This window comes from Tenacibaculum adriaticum (assembly GCF_008124875.1).
GTDB classification, from domain to species: domain Bacteria; phylum Bacteroidota; class Bacteroidia; order Flavobacteriales; family Flavobacteriaceae; genus Polaribacter; species Polaribacter adriaticus.
The window spans coordinates 391,455-416,168 of sequence record NZ_VNIA01000002.1; the positions used below are offsets into that span (position 1 = coordinate 391,455).

20 protein-coding genes are annotated in these 24,714 nt (G+C 31.7%); 8 read left to right on the forward strand and 12 right to left on the reverse strand.

The window, feature by feature from the left end; all coding sequences use genetic code 11:
- Positions 1-47 precede the first annotated feature (47 nt).
- Genes fdhD through C7447_RS07300 form a run of 4 tightly spaced genes read left to right on the forward strand, consistent with a single transcriptional unit; the run spans position 48 to position 5,345 of the window.
- Positions 48-845: a formate dehydrogenase accessory sulfurtransferase FdhD gene (fdhD, locus tag C7447_RS07285; protein WP_148869853.1), complete on the forward strand. Its 798-nt coding sequence runs from the start codon at positions 48-50 to the stop codon at positions 843-845.
- On the forward strand, positions 835-3,135 hold the full coding sequence (locus tag C7447_RS07290) for an FdhF/YdeP family oxidoreductase (protein ID WP_148869854.1): 2,301 nt from the start codon (positions 835-837) through the stop codon (positions 3,133-3,135). Before fdhD ends, C7447_RS07290 begins: the two co-directional genes overlap by 11 nt.
- Before the next feature lie 46 nt (positions 3,136-3,181).
- Positions 3,182-3,796 (forward strand): SPOR domain-containing protein, encoded by a 615-nt coding sequence (locus tag C7447_RS07295; RefSeq protein ID WP_148869855.1) that lies wholly within the window; start codon positions 3,182-3,184, stop codon positions 3,794-3,796.
- Positions 3,797-3,851: 55 nt separating this feature from the next.
- Complete coding sequence (locus C7447_RS07300) at positions 3,852-5,345, forward strand: hypothetical protein (protein WP_246143038.1); 1,494 nt, start codon at positions 3,852-3,854, stop codon at positions 5,343-5,345.
- 80 nt (positions 5,346-5,425) lie between these two features.
- Here C7447_RS07300 and C7447_RS07305 read toward each other — a convergent pair whose 3' ends face one another.
- Together C7447_RS07305 and C7447_RS07310 are read right to left on the reverse strand one after the other, a co-directional pair.
- Positions 5,426-5,647 carry a VF530 family protein gene (locus tag C7447_RS07305; RefSeq protein ID WP_148869857.1) on the reverse strand — a complete coding sequence of 74 codons (222 nt, stop codon included), beginning with the start codon at positions 5,645-5,647 and terminating at the stop codon, positions 5,426-5,428.
- A gap of 2 nt (positions 5,648-5,649) precedes the next feature.
- A complete protein-coding gene (locus tag C7447_RS07310) occupies positions 5,650-7,275 on the reverse strand; it encodes an aminopeptidase P N-terminal domain-containing protein (protein ID WP_148869858.1) in 1,626 nt (541 codons plus the stop codon).
- 162 nt (positions 7,276-7,437) lie between these two features.
- Between C7447_RS07310 and gcvT the strand changes: the two genes are divergently transcribed.
- The gene (gene gcvT / locus C7447_RS07315; RefSeq protein ID WP_148869859.1) at positions 7,438-8,520 is read left to right on the forward strand and encodes a glycine cleavage system aminomethyltransferase GcvT; all 1,083 of its coding nucleotides are present in this window, start codon (positions 7,438-7,440) and stop codon (positions 8,518-8,520) included.
- A gap of 32 nt (positions 8,521-8,552) precedes the next feature.
- On the opposite strand, the gene C7447_RS07320 is transcribed toward gcvT, so the two are convergent.
- Positions 8,553-9,104, reverse strand: a complete 552-nt coding sequence (locus C7447_RS07320) for a 1-acyl-sn-glycerol-3-phosphate acyltransferase (RefSeq protein ID WP_148869860.1) — start codon at positions 9,102-9,104, stop codon at positions 8,553-8,555.
- A gap of 104 nt (positions 9,105-9,208) precedes the next feature.
- On the opposite strand from C7447_RS07320, the gene C7447_RS07325 reads away from it, so the two are divergent.
- Together C7447_RS07325 and rmuC are read left to right on the forward strand one after the other, a co-directional pair.
- Entirely contained in the window at positions 9,209-9,739 is a 531-nt protein-coding gene (locus tag C7447_RS07325; protein WP_148869861.1) for a DsrE family protein, read from the forward strand.
- 58 nt (positions 9,740-9,797) lie between these two features.
- The gene (gene rmuC / locus C7447_RS07330) at positions 9,798-11,132 is read left to right on the forward strand and encodes a DNA recombination protein RmuC (RefSeq protein WP_148870173.1); all 1,335 of its coding nucleotides are present in this window, start codon (positions 9,798-9,800) and stop codon (positions 11,130-11,132) included.
- 4 nt (positions 11,133-11,136) lie between these two features.
- On the opposite strand, the gene C7447_RS07335 is transcribed toward rmuC, so the two are convergent.
- From C7447_RS07335 to C7447_RS07350, 4 genes are all read right to left on the reverse strand, one after another.
- Positions 11,137-12,378, reverse strand: a complete 1,242-nt coding sequence (locus tag C7447_RS07335) for a cation:proton antiporter (RefSeq protein ID WP_148869862.1) — start codon at positions 12,376-12,378, stop codon at positions 11,137-11,139.
- Between the two features lie 91 nt (positions 12,379-12,469).
- Positions 12,470-13,744: a serine hydroxymethyltransferase gene (locus tag C7447_RS07340; RefSeq protein ID WP_148869863.1), complete on the reverse strand. Its 1,275-nt coding sequence runs from the start codon at positions 13,742-13,744 to the stop codon at positions 12,470-12,472.
- Positions 13,745-13,839: 95 nt separating this feature from the next.
- Positions 13,840-14,118: an LETM1 domain-containing protein gene (locus tag C7447_RS07345; protein ID WP_148869864.1), complete on the reverse strand. Its 279-nt coding sequence runs from the start codon at positions 14,116-14,118 to the stop codon at positions 13,840-13,842.
- Entirely contained in the window at positions 14,118-15,281 is a 1,164-nt protein-coding gene (locus C7447_RS07350; RefSeq protein ID WP_148869865.1) for a proline dehydrogenase family protein, read from the reverse strand. The genes C7447_RS07345 and C7447_RS07350 overlap by 1 nt, the downstream gene beginning before the upstream one ends.
- 99 nt (positions 15,282-15,380) lie before the next feature.
- On the opposite strand from C7447_RS07350, the gene aroB reads away from it, so the two are divergent.
- The gene (gene aroB / locus C7447_RS07355; RefSeq protein ID WP_148869866.1) at positions 15,381-16,439 is read left to right on the forward strand and encodes a 3-dehydroquinate synthase; all 1,059 of its coding nucleotides are present in this window, start codon (positions 15,381-15,383) and stop codon (positions 16,437-16,439) included.
- Between the two features lie 123 nt (positions 16,440-16,562).
- Here aroB and C7447_RS07360 read toward each other — a convergent pair whose 3' ends face one another.
- From C7447_RS07360 to C7447_RS15095, 5 genes are all read right to left on the reverse strand, one after another.
- Positions 16,563-16,742 (reverse strand): hypothetical protein, encoded by a 180-nt coding sequence (locus C7447_RS07360; RefSeq protein WP_148869867.1) that lies wholly within the window; start codon positions 16,740-16,742, stop codon positions 16,563-16,565.
- Between the two features lie 31 nt (positions 16,743-16,773).
- A complete protein-coding gene (locus C7447_RS07365) occupies positions 16,774-22,173 on the reverse strand; it encodes a T9SS type A sorting domain-containing protein (RefSeq protein WP_148869868.1) in 5,400 nt (1,799 codons plus the stop codon).
- A 112-nt stretch (positions 22,174-22,285) separates the two neighbouring features.
- Positions 22,286-22,759, reverse strand: a complete 474-nt coding sequence (locus C7447_RS07370; protein ID WP_148869869.1) for a hypothetical protein — start codon at positions 22,757-22,759, stop codon at positions 22,286-22,288.
- Between the two features lie 31 nt (positions 22,760-22,790).
- A complete protein-coding gene (locus tag C7447_RS07375; RefSeq protein WP_148869870.1) occupies positions 22,791-24,377 on the reverse strand; it encodes a tail fiber protein in 1,587 nt (528 codons plus the stop codon).
- A 71-nt stretch (positions 24,378-24,448) separates the two neighbouring features.
- Positions 24,449-24,694 (reverse strand): helix-turn-helix transcriptional regulator, encoded by a 246-nt coding sequence (locus C7447_RS15095; RefSeq protein ID WP_148869871.1) that lies wholly within the window; start codon positions 24,692-24,694, stop codon positions 24,449-24,451.
- Positions 24,695-24,714 lie beyond the last annotated feature (20 nt).

The following is a 24,714-nucleotide window of genomic DNA, read 5'->3' on the forward strand; positions in this document are numbered from 1 at the left end:
GCCCTGATTCGTTTCGGGGCTTTATCTTTTTTTAATAAGTTTGTTTAATGCAAACAATTTACTATAAATCGCTTAAAATAATCGATAACCAAAATTCTAAAATGGATGATATTTTGGTTATCGAAGCTCCTTTACAAATTAATATTAATAACAAGCCTTATACGGTAGTTATGAGAACTCCTGGAGATGATTTTGAACTCATTAGAGGTTTGTTTTTTGCGGAAGATATTTATAGAAAAAATATAAATCTTGACTATTCAATTATAAAAAACGAAAAATTCTCTACAGTTATAAACGTTAGTATTTCTAAAGAAAAATTAGGAAAAGGATACCTAAATAAACGAACCTTGTTATCTGTTTCTTCCTGTGGAATTTGTGGGAAGCAAGAATTAGAAGACATTCAACTCTCTGGTGAAGCTCTATATAATACTTATAAAATTTCTCAACAAGAGATTATAGAAATGTCTCTTAAAATGAAAAAATCGCAGGATACGTTTCATCTTTCAGGAGGAAGTCACGCTTGCGCGATCTTCAACAAAAACAATGACATAATTACGCTAAAAGAGGATATTGGTCGTCACAATGCAGTTGATAAATGTGTCGGTGACATGTTAATAAATAACAAATTAAAAGATGCTCACACCATGCTTGTTAGTGGCCGTGTTTCCTATGAAATTGTATCGAAAGCTTTTTTTGCTAAAATACCAATTATTGTTGCTGTTTCAGCTTGCTCTTCTCTTGCTGTTGATTTTGCTAAAGAATTCGGGATTTGCCTTATTGGTTTTAACCGAGATAATAAAATGACTATTTACGCCAATCCACAATATATTTCTTATGAAAGATAAAAATCCGCACGCACAACCACCTAATAAATTAACTGGAATAAAAATAACAGATATTCCTACTAAAGCAGTTGGAATAAAAGCTATTTCTTCAGCTTTAAATCATGTGTTTTCAGAAGTGGGTGTAGTTAAGGGAATTGGGGTACTTAAAAACTTAAATCAAACGTATGGATTTGATTGTCCTGGTTGTGCATGGCCAGATCCAGATGAAAAACGTGCTTTTTTAGCTGAATATTGTGAAAACGGAGCAAAAGCTGTTGCAGAAGAAGCTACTAAAAATAGGGTTTCTCCTATATTTTTTGCAACGCATTCTGTTCAAGAGTTATCTGAATGGTCAGACTATGAAATTGGTAAAAGTGGACGTATAACACACCCAATGGTTTTAAGAGAAGGAAGCAATCATTACGAGGAAATTTCTTGGAAAGACGCTTTCGAGTTAATAGGAACAGAACTAAACAACCTTCCTTCTCCAAACGAAGCTATTTTTTATACTTCTGGGAGAACCAGTAATGAAGCTGCTTTTTTATATCAACTTTTTGTACGTCAATACGGTACTAATAATTTACCCGATTGTTCTAATATGTGTCATGAAAGTAGCGGAGTTGCCTTATCCCAAACATTAGGTATTGGTAAAGGTTCTGTTACATTAGATGATTTTAATCATGCCGATTTAGTAATAGTAATTGGTCAAAATCCAGGAACCAACCATCCTAGAATGTTAACTGCTTTAGGTAAAACCAAAATAAACGGCGGAAAAATCATAACTATCAATCCCTTACCTGAAGTTGGTTTAGTAAATTATGTTCACCCTCAAAACCCATTAAAATGGTTTGGCAAAGGACAAGAATTAACTGATTTATTTTTACAAGTTAAAATTAATGGTGATGTTGCTTTATTAAAAATCATTTTAAAATTGATGAAACTACACGAAGAGGAAAACCCTAATTCGGTATTCGATCATCAATTTATTAAAGATAAAACACATGGTATTGAAGCATTTCTGGCGGATTTAGATACTTACTCAATCGAAGAGCTATTACCTCAAACAGGACTTTCATTGAATCAAATAAATGAAGCTATAGAACTCATTATCAATAATAAAAAAATTATTATTTGTTGGGCAATGGGATTAACGCAACATAAAAATGCAGTTGATAACATTCGAGAAGTCGTAAACCTTTTGTTGTTAAAAGGAAGCATTGGTAAAAAAGGTGCAGGTACTTGTCCCGTTCGGGGTCATTCTAACGTGCAGGGTGATAGAACTATGGGAATTTGGGAAAAATTAAACCCAGAATTTGGGAAAAAGTTAGCAAAAGAATTCCATTTTACACCACCTACCCAAGAAGGTTACGATGTTGTGTCTGCGATTGAGGCGATGCATAAAAGAAACGCCAAAGTGTTCATAGGAATGGGTGGAAATTTTATTTCTGCAACTCCAGATACAGAATTTACAGCTGAAGCCTTACGTAACTGTAATTTAACTGTACAAATATCAACCAAGTTAAATAGAAGTCATCTTGTGCATGGAAAACAAGCTTTGATTTTACCTTGTTTAGGGCGTACGGAAAAAGACATACAAACTTCTAATGAACAATTTGTTTCTGTAGAAAACTCTATGGGAGTTGTACATCAATCTAAAGGAGATTTAAACCCTTGCTCAGAATATTTATTAAGCGAGCCTGCTATTGTTGCTGGAATTGCTAACGCGACTTTAAAAAATTCTAAAGTTGAATGGTCTAAATTAATATCTAATTATGATTTAATTCGAAATAAAATAGAAGCAACCATCGATGGATTTGAAAATTACAATGATAGAGTTCGTAAAAAAGGTGGTTTTTATCTTCCAAACAATGCACGTGAGAATAATTTTGAACCAACAACAACAGGCAAAGCAAACTTCACGCTTAATAAGCCTTCAGATATTGAGTTAAAAGAAGATGAATTTATGCTAATGACCATCCGAACTCATGATCAATACAACACGACTATTTATGGATTAAACGATCGCTACCGTGGTATTTTAAACGAACGTCGCGTTGTTTTTATTAATCCTGAAGACATGAATAAATTAAGATTAAAAAAATTAGATAAAGTAAACTTAATCAGTCATTTTAATGAAGAAAAGCGTATTGCAAAAGGTTTCTTAGCAATTCCTTATAACATTCCATCAAAATGTACCGCAACCTATTTTCCTGAAGCAAATGTACTGGTTCCTATAAAAAGTAAAGCTACTCTTAGTAATACACCTACTTCAAAAACGATAGTTATTTCCATAGAAAAAGTTGATAATTAAAAAAGATTTGTATTTTTAACGTTAATTAACCAACAAAATTTGAACTATGCCATACCTTGATGAACAAGAATTAGCTGCCTTACGATCAGAAATTCATGATGCCAATATAAAAAAAGACGAGTTAGAGATTGAGTTAAATAAAAAGATTGAGGAATATGATGATGCTAAACACACTGCAAGAAATAGAAATATTATCTTAGGAACATTAGTAGGTATTGCCGCTGCCTTAGCTTTTTATTTTTACAACAATCAAACTGCTAATAATATTGATGTTAACAGCATAAAACAAGCAGAAGCAACTCGTGTATTAGATAGCATTAGTTCTTTACAAGATTTCTCTGATGAAAATGAAAATGACGATGAAAATGATGATACAAATTCTTTAGAAGAAGATACTACAGTATTAAGCAATAGCTTAGATGGAGAAACTATTTATTCAGTTCAAATTGGAGTTTTTACAAAAAACAAACATGCTTTATTATCTAAAACGATTGCAGGAACCGTTTCTAATGGAGAACTATTTAAATATTCAGTTGGTTTATTTAAAACATTAAGAGAAGCGCAAGACTTTAGAAGAGAATTAGTTAAAATTGGTTTTAGTGATGCTTTTGTTGCATCATATATTAATGGTCAGCGTCAGCAAATTCATAAGCCTAATTAAAAATAATAACATGGTTCAATCCATATTTAAAAGAACACTCTTGTTAATCTTAACCATGAGTGTTCATTTTTTTTACAGTCAAAACGAGATTCAAACTCAGAAAACACAGATCGGTTTTGGCCAACTAGATTTTCTGTCTATTAAAATGCCTAATAATGAGCAAAATATGGGTTTCACAGGAATCCATTATAACCTCATGTTAAATGATTGGAGCTATGCAGGAGCAGGATTTTATGGTGCTGTTGGCGGTATTCGTGGTGGCTTTTTTACACTTGGAATTAATGCAGGGATCAAACAAAATTTAACCGCTAATTTATTTTTAGATGCTGGTGTTCATTTTGGAGGTGGCGGTGGTGCTGCTGCTCCAGATGGTGGTGGAGCTTTTATTTTACCTCATGTTAATTTAGGGTATGATTTTAAACATTTCTCAGCAACTACAGGTTGGAGTTATGTTAACTTTTTTGACAGTGGAGAAATTAATAGCAACCAACTATATGCATCGATTCAGGTTCCTTTATCATTTAATTTTTCTGATTTCGATAAACGAGAACTTGCTTTTTCTTCGAATGAATTACTCAACTCAGCCTGGAATACACCTACAAACCGAATTTCTATACTCATTCATGCTAATAATCTAAAAGTGAAAAGTGAAGCTCCTTCTTTTGCCACAGGTCTAAGTTTAAAAAACAACACTATTCGTTTAGCAGGATTTGAACTCAACTCATATATAAATAAAAACTGGTTCTATTTTGTAAAAGCTGATGGTGCTTATCATGGAATTAAAGCGGGTTATATGGATATTTTTGTAGGTGGAGGTTATCATTTAAACATGAACCGTAATCGTACAAATATTTTAGCTAAATTCGGCCTTGGTGCTGGTGGTGGCGGAGGTGTTGACACTAAAGGAGGTTTTTTAATTTATCCGGATATTTCTATTGAACAAAAACTGTTTGATAATGTGTATGCTTCGATTAACAAAGGGTATTTAATGACTCCTGATTCTCATTTCCTCTCCTCTACGCTAGGCTTTGGTTTAAAGTACTATGTTGATAAAGACGGAATAACATCTGAAGAAAATAATTTTACAAAAGGCACATTCAAAGGATTTGAAACTATTATAAAACAAGATTGGTATATCGCTGCTAGTAGAGATGGTGGATTTGACCAAGACATGCATCAAATTTCCTTACAGGTTAACTTTTTCTTAAGCAAATATATTTACGGAGCGGGACAAACCTCTTTTGCTAATTTTGGTGGTGCAGGTGCTTACGCAGAAGGAATTGTTGGTATAGGAGCAAAATCTAATCCATTTTTAAAAGATAAAGCTTCCGTTTTTATACAAATATTAGGAGGTGCAGCTGGTGGTGGTGGTATTAGTACAGGCCAAGGCTTAATTGTAAAGCCAAGTGCAGGAATTACATATCAGCTTAATAATAATTTGAATTTACGTGGTGGTTTGGGCTATGTTAAAGCTCGTGGAGGAAATTTAAGTAGTACTTATGTAAACTTCGGGCTAAATTATTGTTTTTCATTTTTAAGCGCTAAATAAGTTTTTATATTCTATTATTATATAAAAAAAGCATCTATGAAATTGAATATCATAGATGCTCTCTAATTTATTATGCTTTTTTACTTGGCTATCGTTTTTAAATATAACTTCTCTACTTTTTCTCTTGCCCAAGGAGTTCTCCTTAAGAACTTAAGACTCGATTTAATAGTTGGATTATTTCTAAAACAATTAAGATTTACCATTTCTCCTAGCTCCTGCCAGCCGTATTTATTATACAGCTCCTCAACTATGATTGCTAATTTTATTCCGTGTAAAGGATTATTGGGTTGTTCTAGACTCATAACTAGTCTAAACTAGGTAATAAGAAATTATCCAAAACACTCTTCTTAGCCATCATTTTTTCAATAGCTTCAGTAGTTCTTGGAGCTTCTTCTGATAAGTTTTTAGGACCGTTTTTCGTAATTAAAATATCATCTTCAATACGAACACCAATACTCCAATATTTTTTATCACATTTACTTCCCTCAGGAATATAAATCCCTGGCTCCATAGTGACAACCATATTCTCTTCAAACATATTATAATTTCCTGGATCATGAACATCTAAACCAATATGATGTGAAGTTCCGTGTGGGAAATAGTTATGCTTTTCATCCACCGATTTAATAATTCCTAGTTTAAATAAACCTTCATTAATTATTTTTATCGCAACTTGATTTGGCTTCGACATACTATTCCCTATAACATATTCAGCAATACCTGCTTCTTGAGCTTTGTATACCAAATCGTAAATTTCTTTTTGCTCTTTAGAAAACTTTCCATTTGCAGGAACTGTACGGGTAACATCAGCTGTATAACCATGATATTCTGCACCTAAATCCATCAACACTAAATCATTATCTACTTTGGTTTTATTATTTTCCATATAATGTAAAATACAACCGTTATTTCCTGCTCCAACAATAGATGGATAACCCTCATACTCAGCACCATATTTTTTATATACAAACTCATGGATTCCTTGAATTTCTGTTTCAGACATATCAGGTTTCATTGCTTTCATCATCTCTATTTGTCCTACGGCAGAAATTCTGACTGCTTTAGTTAATAATTTTAACTCCGCAGGAGTTTTAGTTTCACGCATTGTTGCTAAATTAGAAGGCAAAAAATCTATATCTAAGTTCGTTTTTGGTTGTAATGCTAACATTGCATTTTCTTGAATATCTTTAGAACTTAAAGCCATATCTGTTTTCAAATAATCTGCAATAAATTTATCATCTTGTAATTCTGGATAATAAGACAAATATGTTTTTATTTTAGCCGATAACTCTACTCTTTTTTCTATAGGTGTTGTTTTTATTAAATTATAAACATATTTTTTTGTTGGTGATAAAAAAATATCTGGATTATAACCAGAAGCCATTTTAAAACTTTTTACCAAATCAAAAACATCTGCTTTATCTTTATTTGAGTTTCTATGATCATCATTAAATTTTTCTATAAAAACATTATCAAACTTTTTGAAATCCATTTTAGAATTTATAAAATCAATTCCATTAAATGCTTGACTAAATCCTAACTCTTTTTTTGCTCCCTCAATCCCCAATCGTTTACCTGTCCACATTTCAGCTCTTTGGTTTTTTTCTTGTACATACAAAACCTCGTTATACGTTTCTCCTTTTTCATTTGTTTGATTATCAGAAAAAATAACCAAAACAGCATTTGGTTCCCTGTAGCCTGTTAAATAATAAAAATTTGGATCCTGATGAAATACGTATTCTACGTCATTTGCGCGGTTTCTAATCGAATTAGCAAATACTAAAGCTACTGAATTCGCTGGCATTTTAGCACGTAAAATTTCTCTTCTATTCTTATGGAAATCTGCGGATAAATAATCCGTTGGTATTTGCGCTAAAACGCTATTAATTGTTAACAATAACAACCCTAACAAAGTAAATTTGAATTTCATTAATTTTTATTTTAAGTAAATCAAATTTAACGCTATTTATGAAAACATGATAATTATTAACAAAAATTTAAGGTATCTATTCTTCAAATATTATAGTTTTTTCAGCCGTTTTTTTGATGATTTTTCAATACTTTTGGGCAACTTAAAACAAACAAACTAAAAATGAAAAATACTGCATTAACTCACATACACGAGGCTTTAGGTGCAAAATTAGTTCCTTTTGCGGGCTATAATATGCCTGTACAATATGAAGGTGTTAATATTGAACATGAGACTGTTAGAAAAGGCGTTGGTGTATTTGATGTAAGCCACATGGGCGAGTTCTTTTTAAAGGGAGAAAATGCATTGGCTTTAATTCAAAAAATAACAACTAACGATGCTTCTAAATTAGTACCTGGAAAAGCACAATACAGTTGCTTGCCAAATGCTGATGGTGGAATTGTAGACGACCTAATCATTTATATGATTGCCGAAAATGAATATATGTTAGTGGTTAATGCTTCTAATATTGAAAAAGACTGGAACTGGATTTCTCAACACAACGATTTAAAAGTTGTAATGGAAAACCGTTCTGAGGATTGGTCTTTATTAGCCATCCAAGGACCAAAAGCTGCAGAAGCCATGCAATCGTTAACTTCAGTAGATTTATCTGCAATTAAATTTTACACGTTTGAAATTACTGATTTCGCTGGAATTCCAAATGTTGTAGTTTCTGCAACGGGTTATACAGGATCTGGTGGATTTGAGATCTACGTAAAAAACGAAGATGTAGAAGCTGTATGGAATAAAGTTTTTGAAGCTGGAAAAGATTGGGAAATTAAACCTATTGGATTAGCAGCTCGTGATACTCTTCGTTTAGAAATGGGGTATTGTTTATATGGAAATGATATAGACGATACTACTTCACCGTTAGAAGCTGGTTTAGGTTGGATTACCAAATTCACAAAGGACTTTGTAAATGCAGAAGAATTAAAAAAACAAAAAGAAGAAGGTGTTACGCGTAAATTAGTTGCTTTTGAATTAACGGAACGCGGTATTCCTCGTCACGATTACGAGATTGTAGATGCAGAAGGAAACGTAATTGGTAAAGTTACTTCAGGAACGATGAGCCCTAGTTTAGGAAAAGGAATTGGTTTAGGTTATGTTACCAAAGAAAACTCTAAAGTAGATTCTGATATCTTTATTCAAATAAGGAAGAAACAAATTCCTGCTAAAGTGGTAAAATTACCGTTTTACAAAGGATAAACTAATTTATATAAAAATACGAAAACCTGCTTTTACAGCAGGTTTTCGTTGTTAAAATATTCTGGTTTTGCCGATATAATATCTTTGTAAAAAGAGAAAAAATGATCGAAATCAGCTTCCATATTATCTGTTAAATAATAAGGCTCCGCTACTTTTATCTCTTTATTTTTAAAATCGAAGGCAAACATAACAATAGGTACGTTGGCTCCTTTCGCTATAAAATAAAAACCTGTCTTCCACTTCTCAACCCGCTCTCTTGTTCCTTCAGGAGACAATGCTAATCTAAACTCTTCTCTCGAATTGAAAACAGCTACAATGGCATCTACCAAATTATTACTTTTACTTCTGTCCACCGGAGCACCACCTAATTTTCTAAAAATAAAACCAAAAGGTGGTTTAAATAATGAATCTTTACCAATAAAATTTATAGGAATTCCAGCAGTATTTCTAGCTAGTATTGCTATTGGAAAATCTTTCCAGCTTGTATGCGGAGCACCTATTACAATATATTTTTTATGGTGTCTTGGAAAATCTCCGACCAGTTTCCATCCTAAAATTTTAGTAAATATAAATTCAGATATCATTTTCTATAAATAAAAGCCAATGATACAGCTTTAGAAACAAATCTTCAAATAAATTCACCTTTCTAAATTGATATTTGTAATATTAACTTTTAAAACACGAAATCATGAAGAAAATATTATTCACACTATTCTTACTTAGTTTTTCAGTTGTTTTCTCACAAAATGCAGGACCAATTATTCAAGATTATGGAAAAACATTCACGATAGAAAATCCTGATTTACTCTTAAAAAAGGATACGCTTTATAAAGTTATTTTTGATGTTTATACAGACGTAGAAAAGAGTTCTGAAATTAATAGATCTATTGAAACTGTAGCTCGTTTTTTAAATATGCACGCTCAACAAGGTGTTCCTCTAGAGAACATGAAGGTTGTACTGGTTTTACACGGAAAAGCGACAAAAAACGCTTTAAATGATGTTGGTTTTGAAAAGAAATTCGGACATAAAAATCCAAATTCTGAACTATTAGCTGCTCTAAAAAAATCAAATGTTAGCACTTTTGTGTGTGGACAATCATTTACCGCAAGAGGCTATAAAAGAGACGATTTATCTTCAAACGTAAAAATTTCTTTATCCGCTTTAACGGCCTTGGTTGAATACCAATCTAAAGGATATCAAATCATCAATTTTAATTAATATTCAGCTATCATTAATTAATTTTAAAGTGATAAATTTAGACTTTGATTTTAAAATGATGAATGAACAATTAATTTATTTACTACTCACTGGTTTCGTGGGAACTATCTTAGGCTACTTGGTGTCTTATATTTTACAAAAAAACAAATCTGTAGCATTAGAAAAGGAAAAAATGAGCTTATCTGAAAAAAACAGCTTATTAAATCAAACTAATGTATCCGCAGAAAAAACAATTGAGACCTTAAAAGATGAAGTTAAAGCCATTCAGTTTGAAAAGGAAGATTTAATTAAAGTAAATACACGTCAAGATGCAGATTTATATAATTTGCAACAAAAACTAAACGAAAACAAAGGTGAAGTTGAAAAACTACAAGAAAAATTCACCAAGGAGTTTGAGAATTTAGCGAATAAAATTTTAGACGAAAAATCGACCAAATTCACCGAGCAAAACAAAGAAAACTTAAAAACGATTTTAAATCCGCTTCAAGAAAAAATAAAAACTTTTGAAGACAAAGTAGATAAAACTCATAAAGAAAGTATTGATTATCATTCTGCTTTACGTCAGCAAATCATTGGTTTAAAAGAGATGAACCTACAGATGAGTAAAGAAACTATCAACTTAACAAAAGCATTGAAAGGTGATAGCAAAACGCAGGGAAACTGGGGCGAATTGGTTTTAGAACGTGTTTTAGAAAAGTCTGGTTTAGAAAAAGATAGAGAATATTTTGTCCAACAATCATTTACCAATGAAAATGGTAAACGTATTTTACCCGATGTTGTTATTCACTTACCCGACAATAAAAAAATGATTGTCGATTCTAAGGTTTCTTTAACTGCTTATGAACAATATGTAAATGCTGATGATGATTTAGAAAGAGAGCGCTTTTTAAAAGAGCATGTTAACTCGTTAAAGCGTCATGTTGAGCAATTATCTGAAAAGAAATACGAAGATATTTATAAAATAGAGTCTCCAGATTTTGTGTTGTTATTTGTACCTATAGAACCTGCCTTTGCGGTGGCTTTAAATCAAGACAACACTTTATATAACAAAGCTTTTGAAAAAAATATTGTTATTGTTACTCCAACTACATTATTGGCCACTTTACGTACTATTGATACGATGTGGAATAACGAAAAACAACAACGAAACGCGTTAGAAATTGCAAGACAAGCAGGAGCTTTATATGATAAGTTTGAAGGTTTATTACAAGACTTAATTGGTATTGGAAAGAAAATAGATGCTACCAAAACCGATTATAACAATGCCATGAATAAATTGGTAGACGGACGCGGAAACCTTATCAATAGCGTTGAAAAGTTGAAAAAAATGGGTGCAAAAGCTAAAAAAGCACTTCCAGAAAATATAATAGAAAGAGCTCAAGACGAGGAATAAAAAATTATTCTTTTAGTCTTTTTACTAATTTATCCACTGTTAATCCTTGTACTATAATTGAAAAAATAACCACTATATAAGTAATTACTAAAAACAAATCTCGGTGCATCGTTGCAGATAATCCTAAAGCTAAAGCAATAGAAATTCCTCCTCGTAAACCTCCCCATGTCATAATTACATCAGTGTTTTTAACAAAATCTAATTTTTTTTCGAAAATTTTAATGGGTAAAAATAAAGAAGCATAACGGCATAATAACGCTATAGGAATTGTTAATAATCCTGCTAGAACATACTTACCATCAATTACTAGTACCAACATTTCCATACCTATTAACACAAATAAAACTGCATTCAAAAGAATATCTATTAACTCCCAAAATTTATCTACATACTTTTCTGTAGTTGCAGACATCGCATGTTCTCTAACCGTATCATTGCCAACAATTAAACCTGCTGTAACCATAGCTAACGGTGCTGATAAATGAAACTTATGGCAAAGTACCGTACCTCCCATTACGGTAGCTAATGTGATAATTACTTCTATATCAAAATCATCTATAGATCTCAACAATCTATACGTTATCCAGCCTAAAATAACTCCTATACCAATACCTCCGATTACTTCTTGACCAAAAAGATGTAAAACATCAGTAGCACTAACATTCGCTATTCCAGATTCTGCTATTTTGAAAATAGTTAAGAATACCACAACTCCTACTCCATCGTTAAATAATGATTCCCCTACAATTTTTGTTTCTAATTTTTTTGGAACTCCTGCTTTTTTTAAAATTCCTAAAACAGCAATAGGATCAGTTGGAGAAATAAGCGCTCCAAATAGCAAGCAATGTATAAAACCAACTTCTAAACTTATTATTTGTAATACAAAAAACATTACAGTACCTACCAAAAATGTGGATGTTAACACACCTAACGTTGAAAATAAAAATATGGGCCAGCGTTGTATTTTAAGTTGATTAAAATTTGTGTGCAAAGCACCAGCAAATAGTAAAAAACTTAGCATTTCATCTAACAATAGTTTTTTAAAATCTATTTTTGAAATAATTGATTTTTCTAAATTTAATAAGGTAGGATCGTAATAACTTAACAAAAGAACAGCCAACGTAAATAGAATTGTTAATATCATTAAACCAATGGTATTTGGTAATTTTAAAAATCGAACATTTACATACCCAAATATTGCTGATAAAAAAATAAGAACTGTTGAAATTAAGTAAGCATCATCCATAGTTAAACAATTTACTGCCAAATATAAAATAAAAAAAGCACCGATTTCGGTGCTTTTTCATCTTATATTATTATATAATGACATTGTTTATCTAAATTACAAATAATCTACGATGGTGCATCAAATCGTGTACTTGTTCTCCTATTTGAGCTAGTTTTTCTTCATTCTCTGCATGTTGAAGAGCTTTATCTATCAAATCAACAATAATAACCATATCTTCTTCAACTAAACCACGAGTTGTAACTGCTGGTGTACCTATACGAATTCCTGATGTTATAAAAGGTGATTGTGTATCAAACGGAACCATATTCTTGTTTACGGTAATTTCTGCCTTTCCTAAAGCGATTTCAGCATCTTTACCTGTAATGTTTTTATTGCGTAAATCGATTAACATCATATGATTATCAGTTCCTCCAGAAATAATATCATATCCTTTAGCTACAAATGCTTTAGCCATTGCTTTTGCATTTTCTTTCACTTGAATTTGATATTCTAAAAACTCATCGGTTAATGCTTCTCCAAAAGCAACCGCTTTAGCAGCTATTACATGCTCTAATGGACCACCTTGATTCCCTGGAAAAACACCACTATTTAATAAAACTGACATTTTTTTAAGGTTTCCATTCTTTAATTTTTGTCCGAACGGATTCTCAAAATCTTTTCCCATCATTATCATTCCTCCACGAGGCCCACGTAATGTTTTATGTGTAGTTGTGGTTACAACATGGCAATGTGGTAATGGGTCATTTAAAATACCTTTTGCTATTAAACCTGCTGGGTGTGAAATGTCTGCCATTAAAATAGCGCCAACATTATCCGCAATTTCTCTGAATTTTTTAAAATCCATATCACGAGAATACGCAGATGCTCCTGCAATAATTAGTTTTGGTTTATGTTCTTTAGCTTGTTTCTCTAAATGATCATAATCTATAAGTCCTGTTTCTTTATTTACTCCGTAAAAAACGGGATTGTATAACTTCCCTGAAAAGTTTACTGGCGAACCGTGTGTTAAATGTCCTCCATGTGATAAATCAAACCCTAAAATAGTATCTCCTGGTTCTAAACAAGCTGCAAATACAGCTGTATTAGCTTGACTTCCTGAATGTGGCTGAACATTAACATATTCAGCTCCAAAAAGTTCTTTAGCTCTATCGATAGCAATTTGTTCTACCACATCTACTACTTCACATCCTCCATAATAACGCTTTCCTGGGTATCCTTCAGCATATTTATTGGTTAAAACCGAACCTTGTGCTTCCATTACTTGGTTACTTACAAAGTTTTCTGAAGCGATTAATTCTAAACCATTTAACTGACGTTCGTGTTCTTCTTGAATTAAATCAAAAATTTGATGATCTTTTTGCATTTCTAATTGTGTTGTTTACTTCAAAAGTAAGGATTTTTACAATGTTTTTTTACTAATAAAATAGCTTAATTTTCAAAATAAAAAAAAGAGTAAAACTACTCTTCTCTAAATGAACTTGGTAATATTGTTGGTATTAGCTTTATAAGTAAGGGTAATAATAAAGCTCCTCCTGGTAACATAAATATTGCAAATGCGGGTATAGATTTGCAAATATCTAGTACTTGTTCTCTAACTTTCTTTTTTTCTTCTTCAGTAAGTTTAGTAGAAAATGATTTTTTAAGTAAAAAAGCGAGTTCTTTACTTTCTTCAACTTCATTTAAAAACCTTTTTTTGTTTTTTTGCAGAAGTATTTTTATTTCATCTACTGAAGTCATTATAATTTACGACGTTTTTTCTCTGTTTTTATAAGATTTAATTCTCTAGATGTTTGTCCTTCTACAGAAGTGTTTTCTTCTGCTCTTCTGATTAAATACGGCATAACATCTCTAACAGGGCCAAAAGGAACATATTTCGCAACATTATAGCCTTCTTCTGCCAAATTAAAACTAATATGATCGCTCATACCATATAACTGACCAAACCACATACGTTTATCGTTTGATTTTATATTGTAATCTTTCGCTAAATCCATTAGTAAATAAGAACTTTCTTCGTTATGAGTTCCTGCGAAAATAGCCATGTTTTTATGCTCCATCATATAACGAACTGCTTCATTATAATTATCGTCAGTAGTTTGTTTGTCTTTACATATTGGCGACAAATAGCCAAGGTCTTCAGCTCGTGCTCTTTCTTTTTCCATATAAGCGCCACGAACTATTTTCATTCCAATATGAAATCCTTTTTGATGTGCACGTTGATACAACTCTCTTAAATAATCCATTCTATCATGACGGTACATCTGTAACGTATTAAAAACAATAGCTTTTTCTTTATTGTAAGTTTCCATTAACTCTTCAATTAAATCATCCGCAGCATCTTGCATCCAGCTTTCTTCTGCATCTATTAATAATGGAACATTTTTATCAAATGCAGATTTACAAACTTTATGAAAACGAGCTTCTACTCTAGCCCATTCGTCTTTTTCATCAGCAGTTAATTCTTTTCCTTCTCCTATTTTTTGATATAAGGCAAAGCGACCAAAACCTGTTGGTTTAAAAACTGCAAATGGAATTGATTTTTTCTCTTCAGAAAATTGAATGATTTTTAAAATCTTTTCTACTGCTTCATCAAAACTAGCTTCAGCTTCTTTTCCTTCTACAGAGTAATCAAGAACACTGTGTACGTTACCTTTTTCATACATTTTTTCAATGCTTGGTAAACAATCTTCTTCAGTAACTCCACCACAAAAATGATCAAAAACTGTTGAACGGATTAAACCTTCTACAGGTAAATGAGCTTTTAAAGCAAAATTGGTAACTGCTGTACCTATGCGAACCATAGGTTGACTTTGTATTAATCTAAATAAGAAAAAAGCTCTTTCTAATTCAGAATCAGACTTTAACTTGAAAGCAACTTCGGTATTTTCGAAAAGTTTCATTTAATGAGAATAATTGATTTAATTGTCGCGACAAATATAGCTGACCGCATCGAAATATTTTAATATTTTCTGCTTAATTTGCACTTTAAATTTTAAAGAATGAAATCTATTCAAGCAGCGACCTATTCTGTTCATTTTGAAGAAAATGGCTATATTAAGTTATCAAACCTAATGGCAAAAAAAAACTACTCTTCTGTTTTTATTTTAGTTGATAATAATACATTGGAATGCTGCTATCCTAGATTTATGCAAAACTTTACCACAAATGCACCAATTGAAATTATTCAGATTGAAGCTGGTGAAATTCATAAAAATATAGAAACCTGTGTTGGTGTTTGGAATGTATTGACCGAGTTAGGTGCTGATAGAAAAAGTTTATTAATTACTTTAGGTGGTGGTGTTATTACCGATTTAGGAGGCTTTGTGGCTTCTACTTTTAAACGTGGAATCGATTTTGTAAACATTCCTACCACACTACTTTCAATAGTTGATGCTTCTGTTGGAGGAAAAACAGGGGTGGATTTAGGAGTGCTTAAAAATCAAATAGGTTTATTTGCAAATCCTGAAATAGTACTAGTTGATCCTGAATATTTACATACGCTTTCTGCACGTGAAATCCGTTCTGGAACTGCTGAAATTATTAAATATGGTTTAACGTACGATATCACTCTTTTTAATGAGATAAAAAATAATACTGAGTTAAATATTGTTGATTTAATTCATCGTTCTATTGAAATTAAAAACGAAGTAGTTTTTGAAGATCCGAAAGAAAGTGGTTTACGAAAAATTTTAAATTTTGGCCATACTATAGGACATGCTGTTGAGAGTTATTTCTTAGAAAGTTTAGATAAAGAAAGTTTAACTCATGGCGAAGCAATTGCAATAGGAATGATTTGTGAAAGTTATATTTCTTCAAAATTATTAGGTTTCCCCACAGATAAGTTATCAGAAATAAAAGAGACTATTATTAATATCTACGGAAAAGTAGAAATACTTCCAGAAGATTTTGAATCGATTATTGATCTATTAAAACACGACAAAAAGAATATTGGGGGCAATGTAAACTTCGTTTTATTAAATACTATTGAAGATTTTAAATTAGATTGTAAGGTACCGATGGATATAATCATCGAAAGTTTAAAGTTTTATAATAAATAATAAAACTATTTTTCAGGCCATATAAAAACCATTAGTATAATTTAGACACAAGAAAAAAGCCCAATCAGTTAATATTGGACTTTTAACACTCTAAGTTTGGAAAGATAATTTTTACTTCATTTACTAAAACCCCTCACCAGGAGCTTCAGGGCTTTGTGCTTGCGCTTTTTTTGGGTTTAAAATCATATAAGTACTTAAAGCTGTTAAAGCTGTATATTTCCCGTAATTACCTATTTTCTCTAATGCCTCTTTACGAGACATTTCTTGTCCCGTTTTATTTGTGTTTTTTTTAGATTCATTCATAATGTCTTAATTATATAAGTTCTACAATTAATTAATCAATAATTATTTTCTTGTTCAACTTTCCTTTTTCTGTTTGTAAATGAACAATATAAACTCCTGCTGAGGTTTGTGGTAATAAAATATCTTTAACACCTCCAGTTTTAAAAGATTGCTGTATTAATTCTTTACCAAGAATATCAAATAATTTTACAGAAGCAAACTCATCTTGTAAGCCCACTATTCTTATAATTTTGTTATTAGTTTTGTATATGTTTATATTTTCTAAAACTACATCTTTAATACCCAAACTTTGAGAAGTTGTATGTAAATAGAATCGCCCAATTCCATCAGTACCTACATTAAGATTTACTTTATATTCAGCTCCTATTTCATCTAGTTTAGTAAACATATTTTTCTCTCTATCTTCTAAATATACCTTCATACCATCTGGTAAGTTTAAAACTTGAGTAGAAAAAACAATTTCTGTATCTGAAGTAGCACTGATTCCAATAGGAATTACCATTCTTTCATAATCTGAATCTGGTAAACATTGTAATGCAAAATCTACACTCTCACTATTGGTAACCAAATGTGAATACACAGAGAAATTTGTACTTGTGCCATTAAATAAACCTGCATCATAACCAGGGTCTAGACCTGTAGTCGTTCCGTCAAAATATTTTATTTGTGTAGTTTTTATTTCTATTCCATCAGAAATAGAAAGTTTAATTTCAGGTGTTGTATTGGGTGTTCTATAAAAATGATTTCCTGTTTGATGACTTTGCATTGTTTCAGTAAAATCAATCACTGCTCCTCCATCTACTGTATTCACAAAAAATCCTTGACCAGGAGCTATATAAGAAGCTCCAGAAGACTGATTAATAATGTCATAAGAACTTGTATTTGAATTCCATAAATACAAAGCAACTTTTGTTGGGTCTAATTGAGTGCTATTTACCGTTAAAAAATTATTAACTGCGTCTGCAGCACTATTAGCATTTACAAAGGAAGGGTACGGATTCCCTATTAAGTTCCATTTATTAGCTGTTCCTTCAGTTGTGTTTACGGAAACATTATCTGTTATTATACTTCCAGTAAAATTTAATATTGAAGGAGAGGTTGTCTTTATTGAATATCCTGTTCCAGAATTAAAAGTACCTGAACTACCTGCTTGAATATATTCCCATGCTAAACCATTGTTATTATAAGTACTTATCCCTCTATTATTGCTGGTTCCAGATGCAATAGAATTATTACTAATCCAGTTATCATCATAAGTTTCTCCTATTACAGGAGCCGAAACTAAATGCCAATTATCAGTAACATATCTTTGGTAGTTTATATTTGAATTTCCTGTAAAACTACCTTCTATAATTAATGAGCCATTACTCGTAGCATCAGAATTTACAACAAGATTTCCTAACAATTCTAGATTTCTATTAATCAGTAATAATTTACCGGAATTTATAGTTAAGGTTGCACCTGATCGTATGGTCATGTCTTTAATCTCAACTTGAGCTAAATCAATTATAGGTTCATGTGAAGCTCCTACATTTAAAATAACGCTGATTGAGTTTGATGGCACTCCGTTACTCCAATTACTAGCTTCATCCCAATTTATATTAGTTGTACCTAACCATTCTGTAACTTCTGTATCATATTCATAAGCTCCTATATCTATATTCATAGTTTTTCTTAGATTTCCAGCTAAATCTTTGGTTTGGATATTTGCTAAACCATTTCCACTATTAATTAACGGGGAAGCGAGTTTTAATTGATAGTTGTTATTGTTAGTATCAATAAATGAAGGGTCTGAATTAATGAAATTGTTACCTGCATCAGTAGAACCAATTGGAAATGAGTTATCAAACGAACTATAAGAAACAGAAGTGTTTGATACACTCACTTCATAGATGTCTGGTTGTGTAGCTGTATTACTATAAAAAACAGTATTTACTATAGTAACATCATCATTAGATGTAGTAATACCACCTCCATCAGCAGCAGTATTATTTGCTATCGTACAATTTACAATATTTACAATACCATTTTCTGTATAAATTGCGCCTCCTTTTCCTGAAGTAGTATTGTTATAAAAAAGGCAATTGTAAAAATCTATAGAACCAGTATTATAAACTGCCCCACCAGAATTAGTACTATCATCAACTACTGTATTGTTTCTAAAAATGGTATTGTTAATAGTTATACTTGTACCACTAGTATAAATTCCTGCTCCTTCTGCTTCAAAAGTTCCTGATGTTCCATTTGCATAACTATATTCTAAAATAAAACCATCTAAAACAACATTATTATTATGTATTTTCACAATCGTATAGCTATCTCCATCATTTGATGAATTAGAGTTATTTAAATCACCGCTTAAAATAGTTGAGTTTAAAGAAAAGTTTCTTTGTGTTAAATCTGTTTCTGTCCCAGAAAATCCACCATATATTTTGGTGTTTGCAGGAATTGAAAATGAAATACTTTGATTTGTTTCATGAGGTTTATACGTACCATCTGCTACCCAAATTTCATTATTAAAACAAGTAGAAGCGTTAGCTAATGCATCTTGTAAAGAATTATAGGCATTTGCCCAACTTGTACCATCTCCTCCAGAGGGAACACTTGAATTCACATATGCAATTGCAAAAGATTGTGTATTAAAATTAGTTGTACTTAGAGTTGCATTAGGTTGTGCATGTATGTAATTTACAACATTTTCTATAAGCGTAGTAGAAACCTCAATATTTCTTTTTGAAGGATCAAATTCAGTTCTGTTTGGAACTATATTAGGAAAACCATCTACAACCACAGCATTACTATATACCGATTTAGGGTTTTCTTCTGGGGTTAAAATTCCTCCTGTGTGATTTGATGGATAGGTACCTCCAGTATGAAATACGGAATGAATTTGTGATATTCCATTTGTATGATCTTCATCTGTATCTTGAAAAGCATAATACCTTGTTCCGATATCTAAAAAGTCGAACACATTTCCACTACCAACAATAGTTGCCGTACCACATTCACTACCTGATGTGCTATTACAGTTTACAGTTAAAGGACCATTGAGACCACCAGTAATAGTTAAAACAGTTCCTTTAGGAATACATGTATTAGGAGTTACCAACTTGTATTTCCCTCCTGTTTGAAAAGACAACGTTTCTTTGTTAAATTGATTTCTTAAAAAATAAAATGTAGAGTTTGCGGTAATATTATTCATTGCTACCAAAGACATGCTACTTGGACTTTCATGATTAATTCCTATGATTGCTAGTTTTACTTCTGAGTCATCAGTATCATCATTGGTAATACTTACCATTGCAGATCCTGGAGAACCTCCATCATACCCAATTCCTGCTGTAATTGTTAACTCTATATTTTCTGTAGTTTCTAAATCGACATCATTGACAGGAGTTAAAGTCAATTGTGCAGATGATGTACCACTAAGGATTGTAATACTTCCTGTTGTTTCTGTAAACGAATTTGCTCCGCTTACAGTATAGTCTGAAGAAAAGATTGCAGAACCTGCTACTGAAAAATTAATTGTAATATTTGTGGTGGCTACAGCATCTAAATTAAATGTATAAGTAGCTGTTTCACTATCTTCAATAATTGAGCTTGCTGAAACAACAACTGTTGCCTTTGGATTTGCAGATCCTTCGCTGATAATAATATTGGTAAAAGGTACTGATGACAAATCTTCTAATGCTTCTGCATACAACCAATTTGAAGGATTTTCAAAATTTGATTGATCTACCGATGTAACAGGTCTTAAGGACGGTTTATATTCTAATCTACCAGGAGATATGTTAGGAAAACCATCTACTAAAATAGCACCAATATAAAGCGTTGATAAATCTTGAGATGAAGGTACAGCTCCTCCAAAATTCCCTAAATTATCGTAGGTATATATCATACTATGTATTTCTGAAATGCCATTGTAAGGATTATCATCAGTATCTGTATGCGCTATAAATAATCCATGATATTCAGATATAAAAAAGTTTTTGGAAGGACTTAACTTTGTAATGGATCCAGCAGAAGTTAAAGAACCATTTCGGGTAATGGTAAATGTACTAGGAGCTGTTTTCTTAACAACTATTACATCACCTCTTAAAATACCTCCAGCAGGAGCTATCCATTTTAATTCTGATGAGTAGGTAGAGACATCAGAAAAAGTTAAGGTGTTTTTATCAAAAGAATTACTAGAAAATACATACTCACTATTTGCAGGAATGTCTTTTAAGGCTACAAATGAGAACTCGCTAACATCATCTTCAGTCCCTGTATAATGTCTTAATCCTGTTATTGCTACTTCTGGAACAACTGTTTTTGTATCATCATTTTTAATAACAGAAGATGCTATACTTGGGCTACCAAAATCATAACCTGTACCTGCAAGAATAGAAAGCTCTATAGTTTCATCAGGTTCTAATAATGTATCTTCGGTAGGGTTTAAAATTATTGTTTTGGAAGTTGTTCCGCTTGCAATTGTAACGGTTCCCGAAGTGGTATCCATTGATGTTGCTCCCGATTGAGTATAATCGCTTCCAAAGAGAGCAATACCATTTGTACTGCTTCCATTTACAGAGAAATTTATAACTAAATCGGTTGTTGGTGCAACACTTGAAGTAAACGTATAACTAAAATTACTACTGCTATTTTCATCTAACTGACTTGCAGAAGTGGTTAATGTAATTACAGGATTAGGTGTAACTAAATTAAAGTTAGTGAATACAGTAGTAGATAAATCTTGATTATTGCCTGCGAAAACATAATTCGCAGGATTTTCGAGTTTTACTTTATTAACATCAGTTCTATCAGCTACAGAAATATTATATTCTACTCTATTAACTCCATTTGAAAAATATGGTTCTACACCATAATCATATTCAGGAAAATTATGAGTTATTACTGCATTAGGAAAATCTGAACTTGGATTCTCGGTTGCCGGTATAGCACCTCCTGTACTTGCATTAGAACCTGAACCTGGGAAGAATGCTGAATGAATTTCAGTAACACCATTGGTTGGATCTGTATCATTATCTGAATACAAATAAAGAATTTCTCCTAAACTACCAATTGAAAAAGCGCCACTACTTGCTACGTGTGTTACTGTAACTGTACCTGAACCAGCGGTAACAGATGTAGAAAAAGTATTTGGTGTACTGGCGCTTTCTTTAAAATAAATAACATTTCCTTTATTAATATTTGATGTAATGGTAATTGACACAACACTTTCGGCAGCATCAACAAATGCATGAGCGATATTATCATATTCATTTTCTGTAAAATAAAACACCTCTCCTACAGTTAGGTTTTCTAGTGCTAGAATGGATACACCATCTTCAGTTGTTTCAAGACTTTTTGAACCAATGATAGCTACTTTTTGAGCTTGAGAAGTATGATAAAATAAACTGATTAATACTAAAAGTAATGCTTTTTTCATTTTATTGAAATTTAAAAACAGAGGTAATGAAGTTTATATAATGTACTTAATTTATTATGCTAAATCTCAAAAAAGGGGATTGAAATTATGAGTCATAGTGGTTTTTAAAAGTCTATTTTTTTTTCCAACCACCTTCTCCACCAGCTGCTATTGCTCCTATACTTCCAACAGGTACACCTCTAAAATCTCCAATAGGAGCTCCATCTTCTCTAAAAAAAACTGCTAAGACAACACCTATTTCTATGTCTGCTGAAGTTACTGCTACTGAAGTTGTATTACTCCAAAGTCCACTCCAATGTGCATAACCCGTAGTAAGTAATCCTTCACACTTTAAGTCTATGATACCTATACCATAAATTCTATGATTATATTCATACGGATACTCACTATCTGTAGGTTCACATTTTATACGACCATCAAAACCAAGCATTTTCAAATCTATTTTTGCATCAATAGAATCTATTATTTTACTCCTTTCTTGTATATAACTATCAATTTCACTTTTAGTCATTTTGTTACTTAACATCTTTTTTAAAGATTCATTGAAAGATGTAGTAAGAGCTGAATTGTTTTTTACTTCATTCATAATTTAATTATTTTTAAGTTATTAATATATTTTAATTACGTGGGGGAAATATTCCGTTGGTACTAATGAAATGGTTAATTGTTAGGTATGGGTTTCTTATATCTACTTTTTCTCCTGTAAAAGAGGTTTCTTTCACACCTCCCAGATAAGCAGATTCACTTTCTTTTGTACTGAATTTACCTGACGTTTCATTTAAAATTCCATTAGGAATTTCTGTTTTCGTTCCATCAGCTTCAACATTGGCAGCTAATTGTACATTATGATTATGAGCTGGTAAATTTTCTTTAGTTAATTGTATGGTATTAGCACCACCATACTTACCCACTTCGGTTAAATTTGTAACACAGAGAGGTAGCCTATCTCTTAGATCAGGTAAATTAAAGTATGTTCTACCATCACCTCCGTATTTTGTTCCTAAAAGAGAAAATAACGCTGGATTCACACGAATATCACACCATTGTCCGTGGCAAAGAGACAAATAACTTTCCTCTAAATATGAGCTTTTATTAGAGGCATACAATATAATTTCTCCGGTATAAAAAATATCTGGTGGTGGATTCATAAATCCCGTTGTACATATAATGTAGTTAAGGCCTATTGATGAATTGGCAATATCTATTTCTTTTAAACCTCCTTTGTTTTCTTCTGTAATTCCTCCTAAACGTGCAGGAGTATTAGCTTCGGCACTAAACATTCCTGCATTTCTATTAATAAAAGTACCATTAGGTAAATTTATATGTGGTGCACTATTTGTATTATTATTTACTGCCAATTGAACGTTGTGTGTATGTGAGGGTAAGCTGCTTTTACTTAGTAATACACTATTTTTACCGCCTTTTATGGCGACATCTTCAATTTTTTTTGCCCCTGTTGCAAATCTGTCTTTAAAATTAGGATATAAAAGTTTTTCATTGGGAGTTCCTTTATTAATTGTACCATACAGATCTCCTATAATAGATCCCATGCCAGTTTTATTTGATACAGTATAGTTGCTTTCTCCGTTGCATAGAACCCATCCTCTAGGTATAATGGTACTTGGCCAAATTTTAATTTCTCCCATAAATCCTAGCCCCTCAATATCAGATTTTGGATCAATAATTTCCTTTCCTTTTATGCAAATAGCAAACACCATTTTTACATGCGCATTTTTAATATTAATTGGCGCTGAATTGCCAACATCCTCTTGTGTAAGGCCTCCTAAAAAAGTATTCTCACTAGGGTTTATACTAAAATTTCTTTTTTCATTGTTGCTTTTATTATTATTTAAAAATGCATTTTTGGGAGCATTAACAAGTTCATCTCCTCCTGTAGTGTTATCAACTACAATATGAGTTTCATGCGTATGTTCGGGCATTTGCTCCATATCCATTATTACTTCATCTGCACCTTTTTGTTCTCCAAAATTAATGGTTTCCCCGGGTTGTTTTGGAAATCTGTCTCTTAAATCTGGTATAGCAAATGTTGTTGGATCACTGTTGTCATACGTGAATTTGTCACCCAAAAAATTATCTAAATAGAAATATTCAGTTTTAGATAATCGTCTACCGTCACAAATAATATAGTTATGAGGCACAAAGTCAAAAGCAAAAATCCGGATTTCTCCAATGTAATCTAGCATAGTAGTAGTTTTTTATGATTTTTATTTATGGTAAAATTATTATTTAAAAGTATTTCTTGAAATACGTAGACCTACGTATTAAATAAATTAGGATGTTTTAATATCCATATTAATAAAGCATTTTGCGAAGAGGGTATTTTAAGTTTTAAAATTATGTTGCTCCTGTGCTTTTCTACAGTTCTTACAGAGCAGTTTCTTAATTTTGCAATTTGTGTAGAGGTTAATCCTTCTTTAATATAAAAAAGGATTTCAATTTCAGATAAAGTTAGCTGTATACCCCCTAGAGACTTCATAATCTCAAAGCTAACAAGGAACATGATTTTAAACTATACGTAGA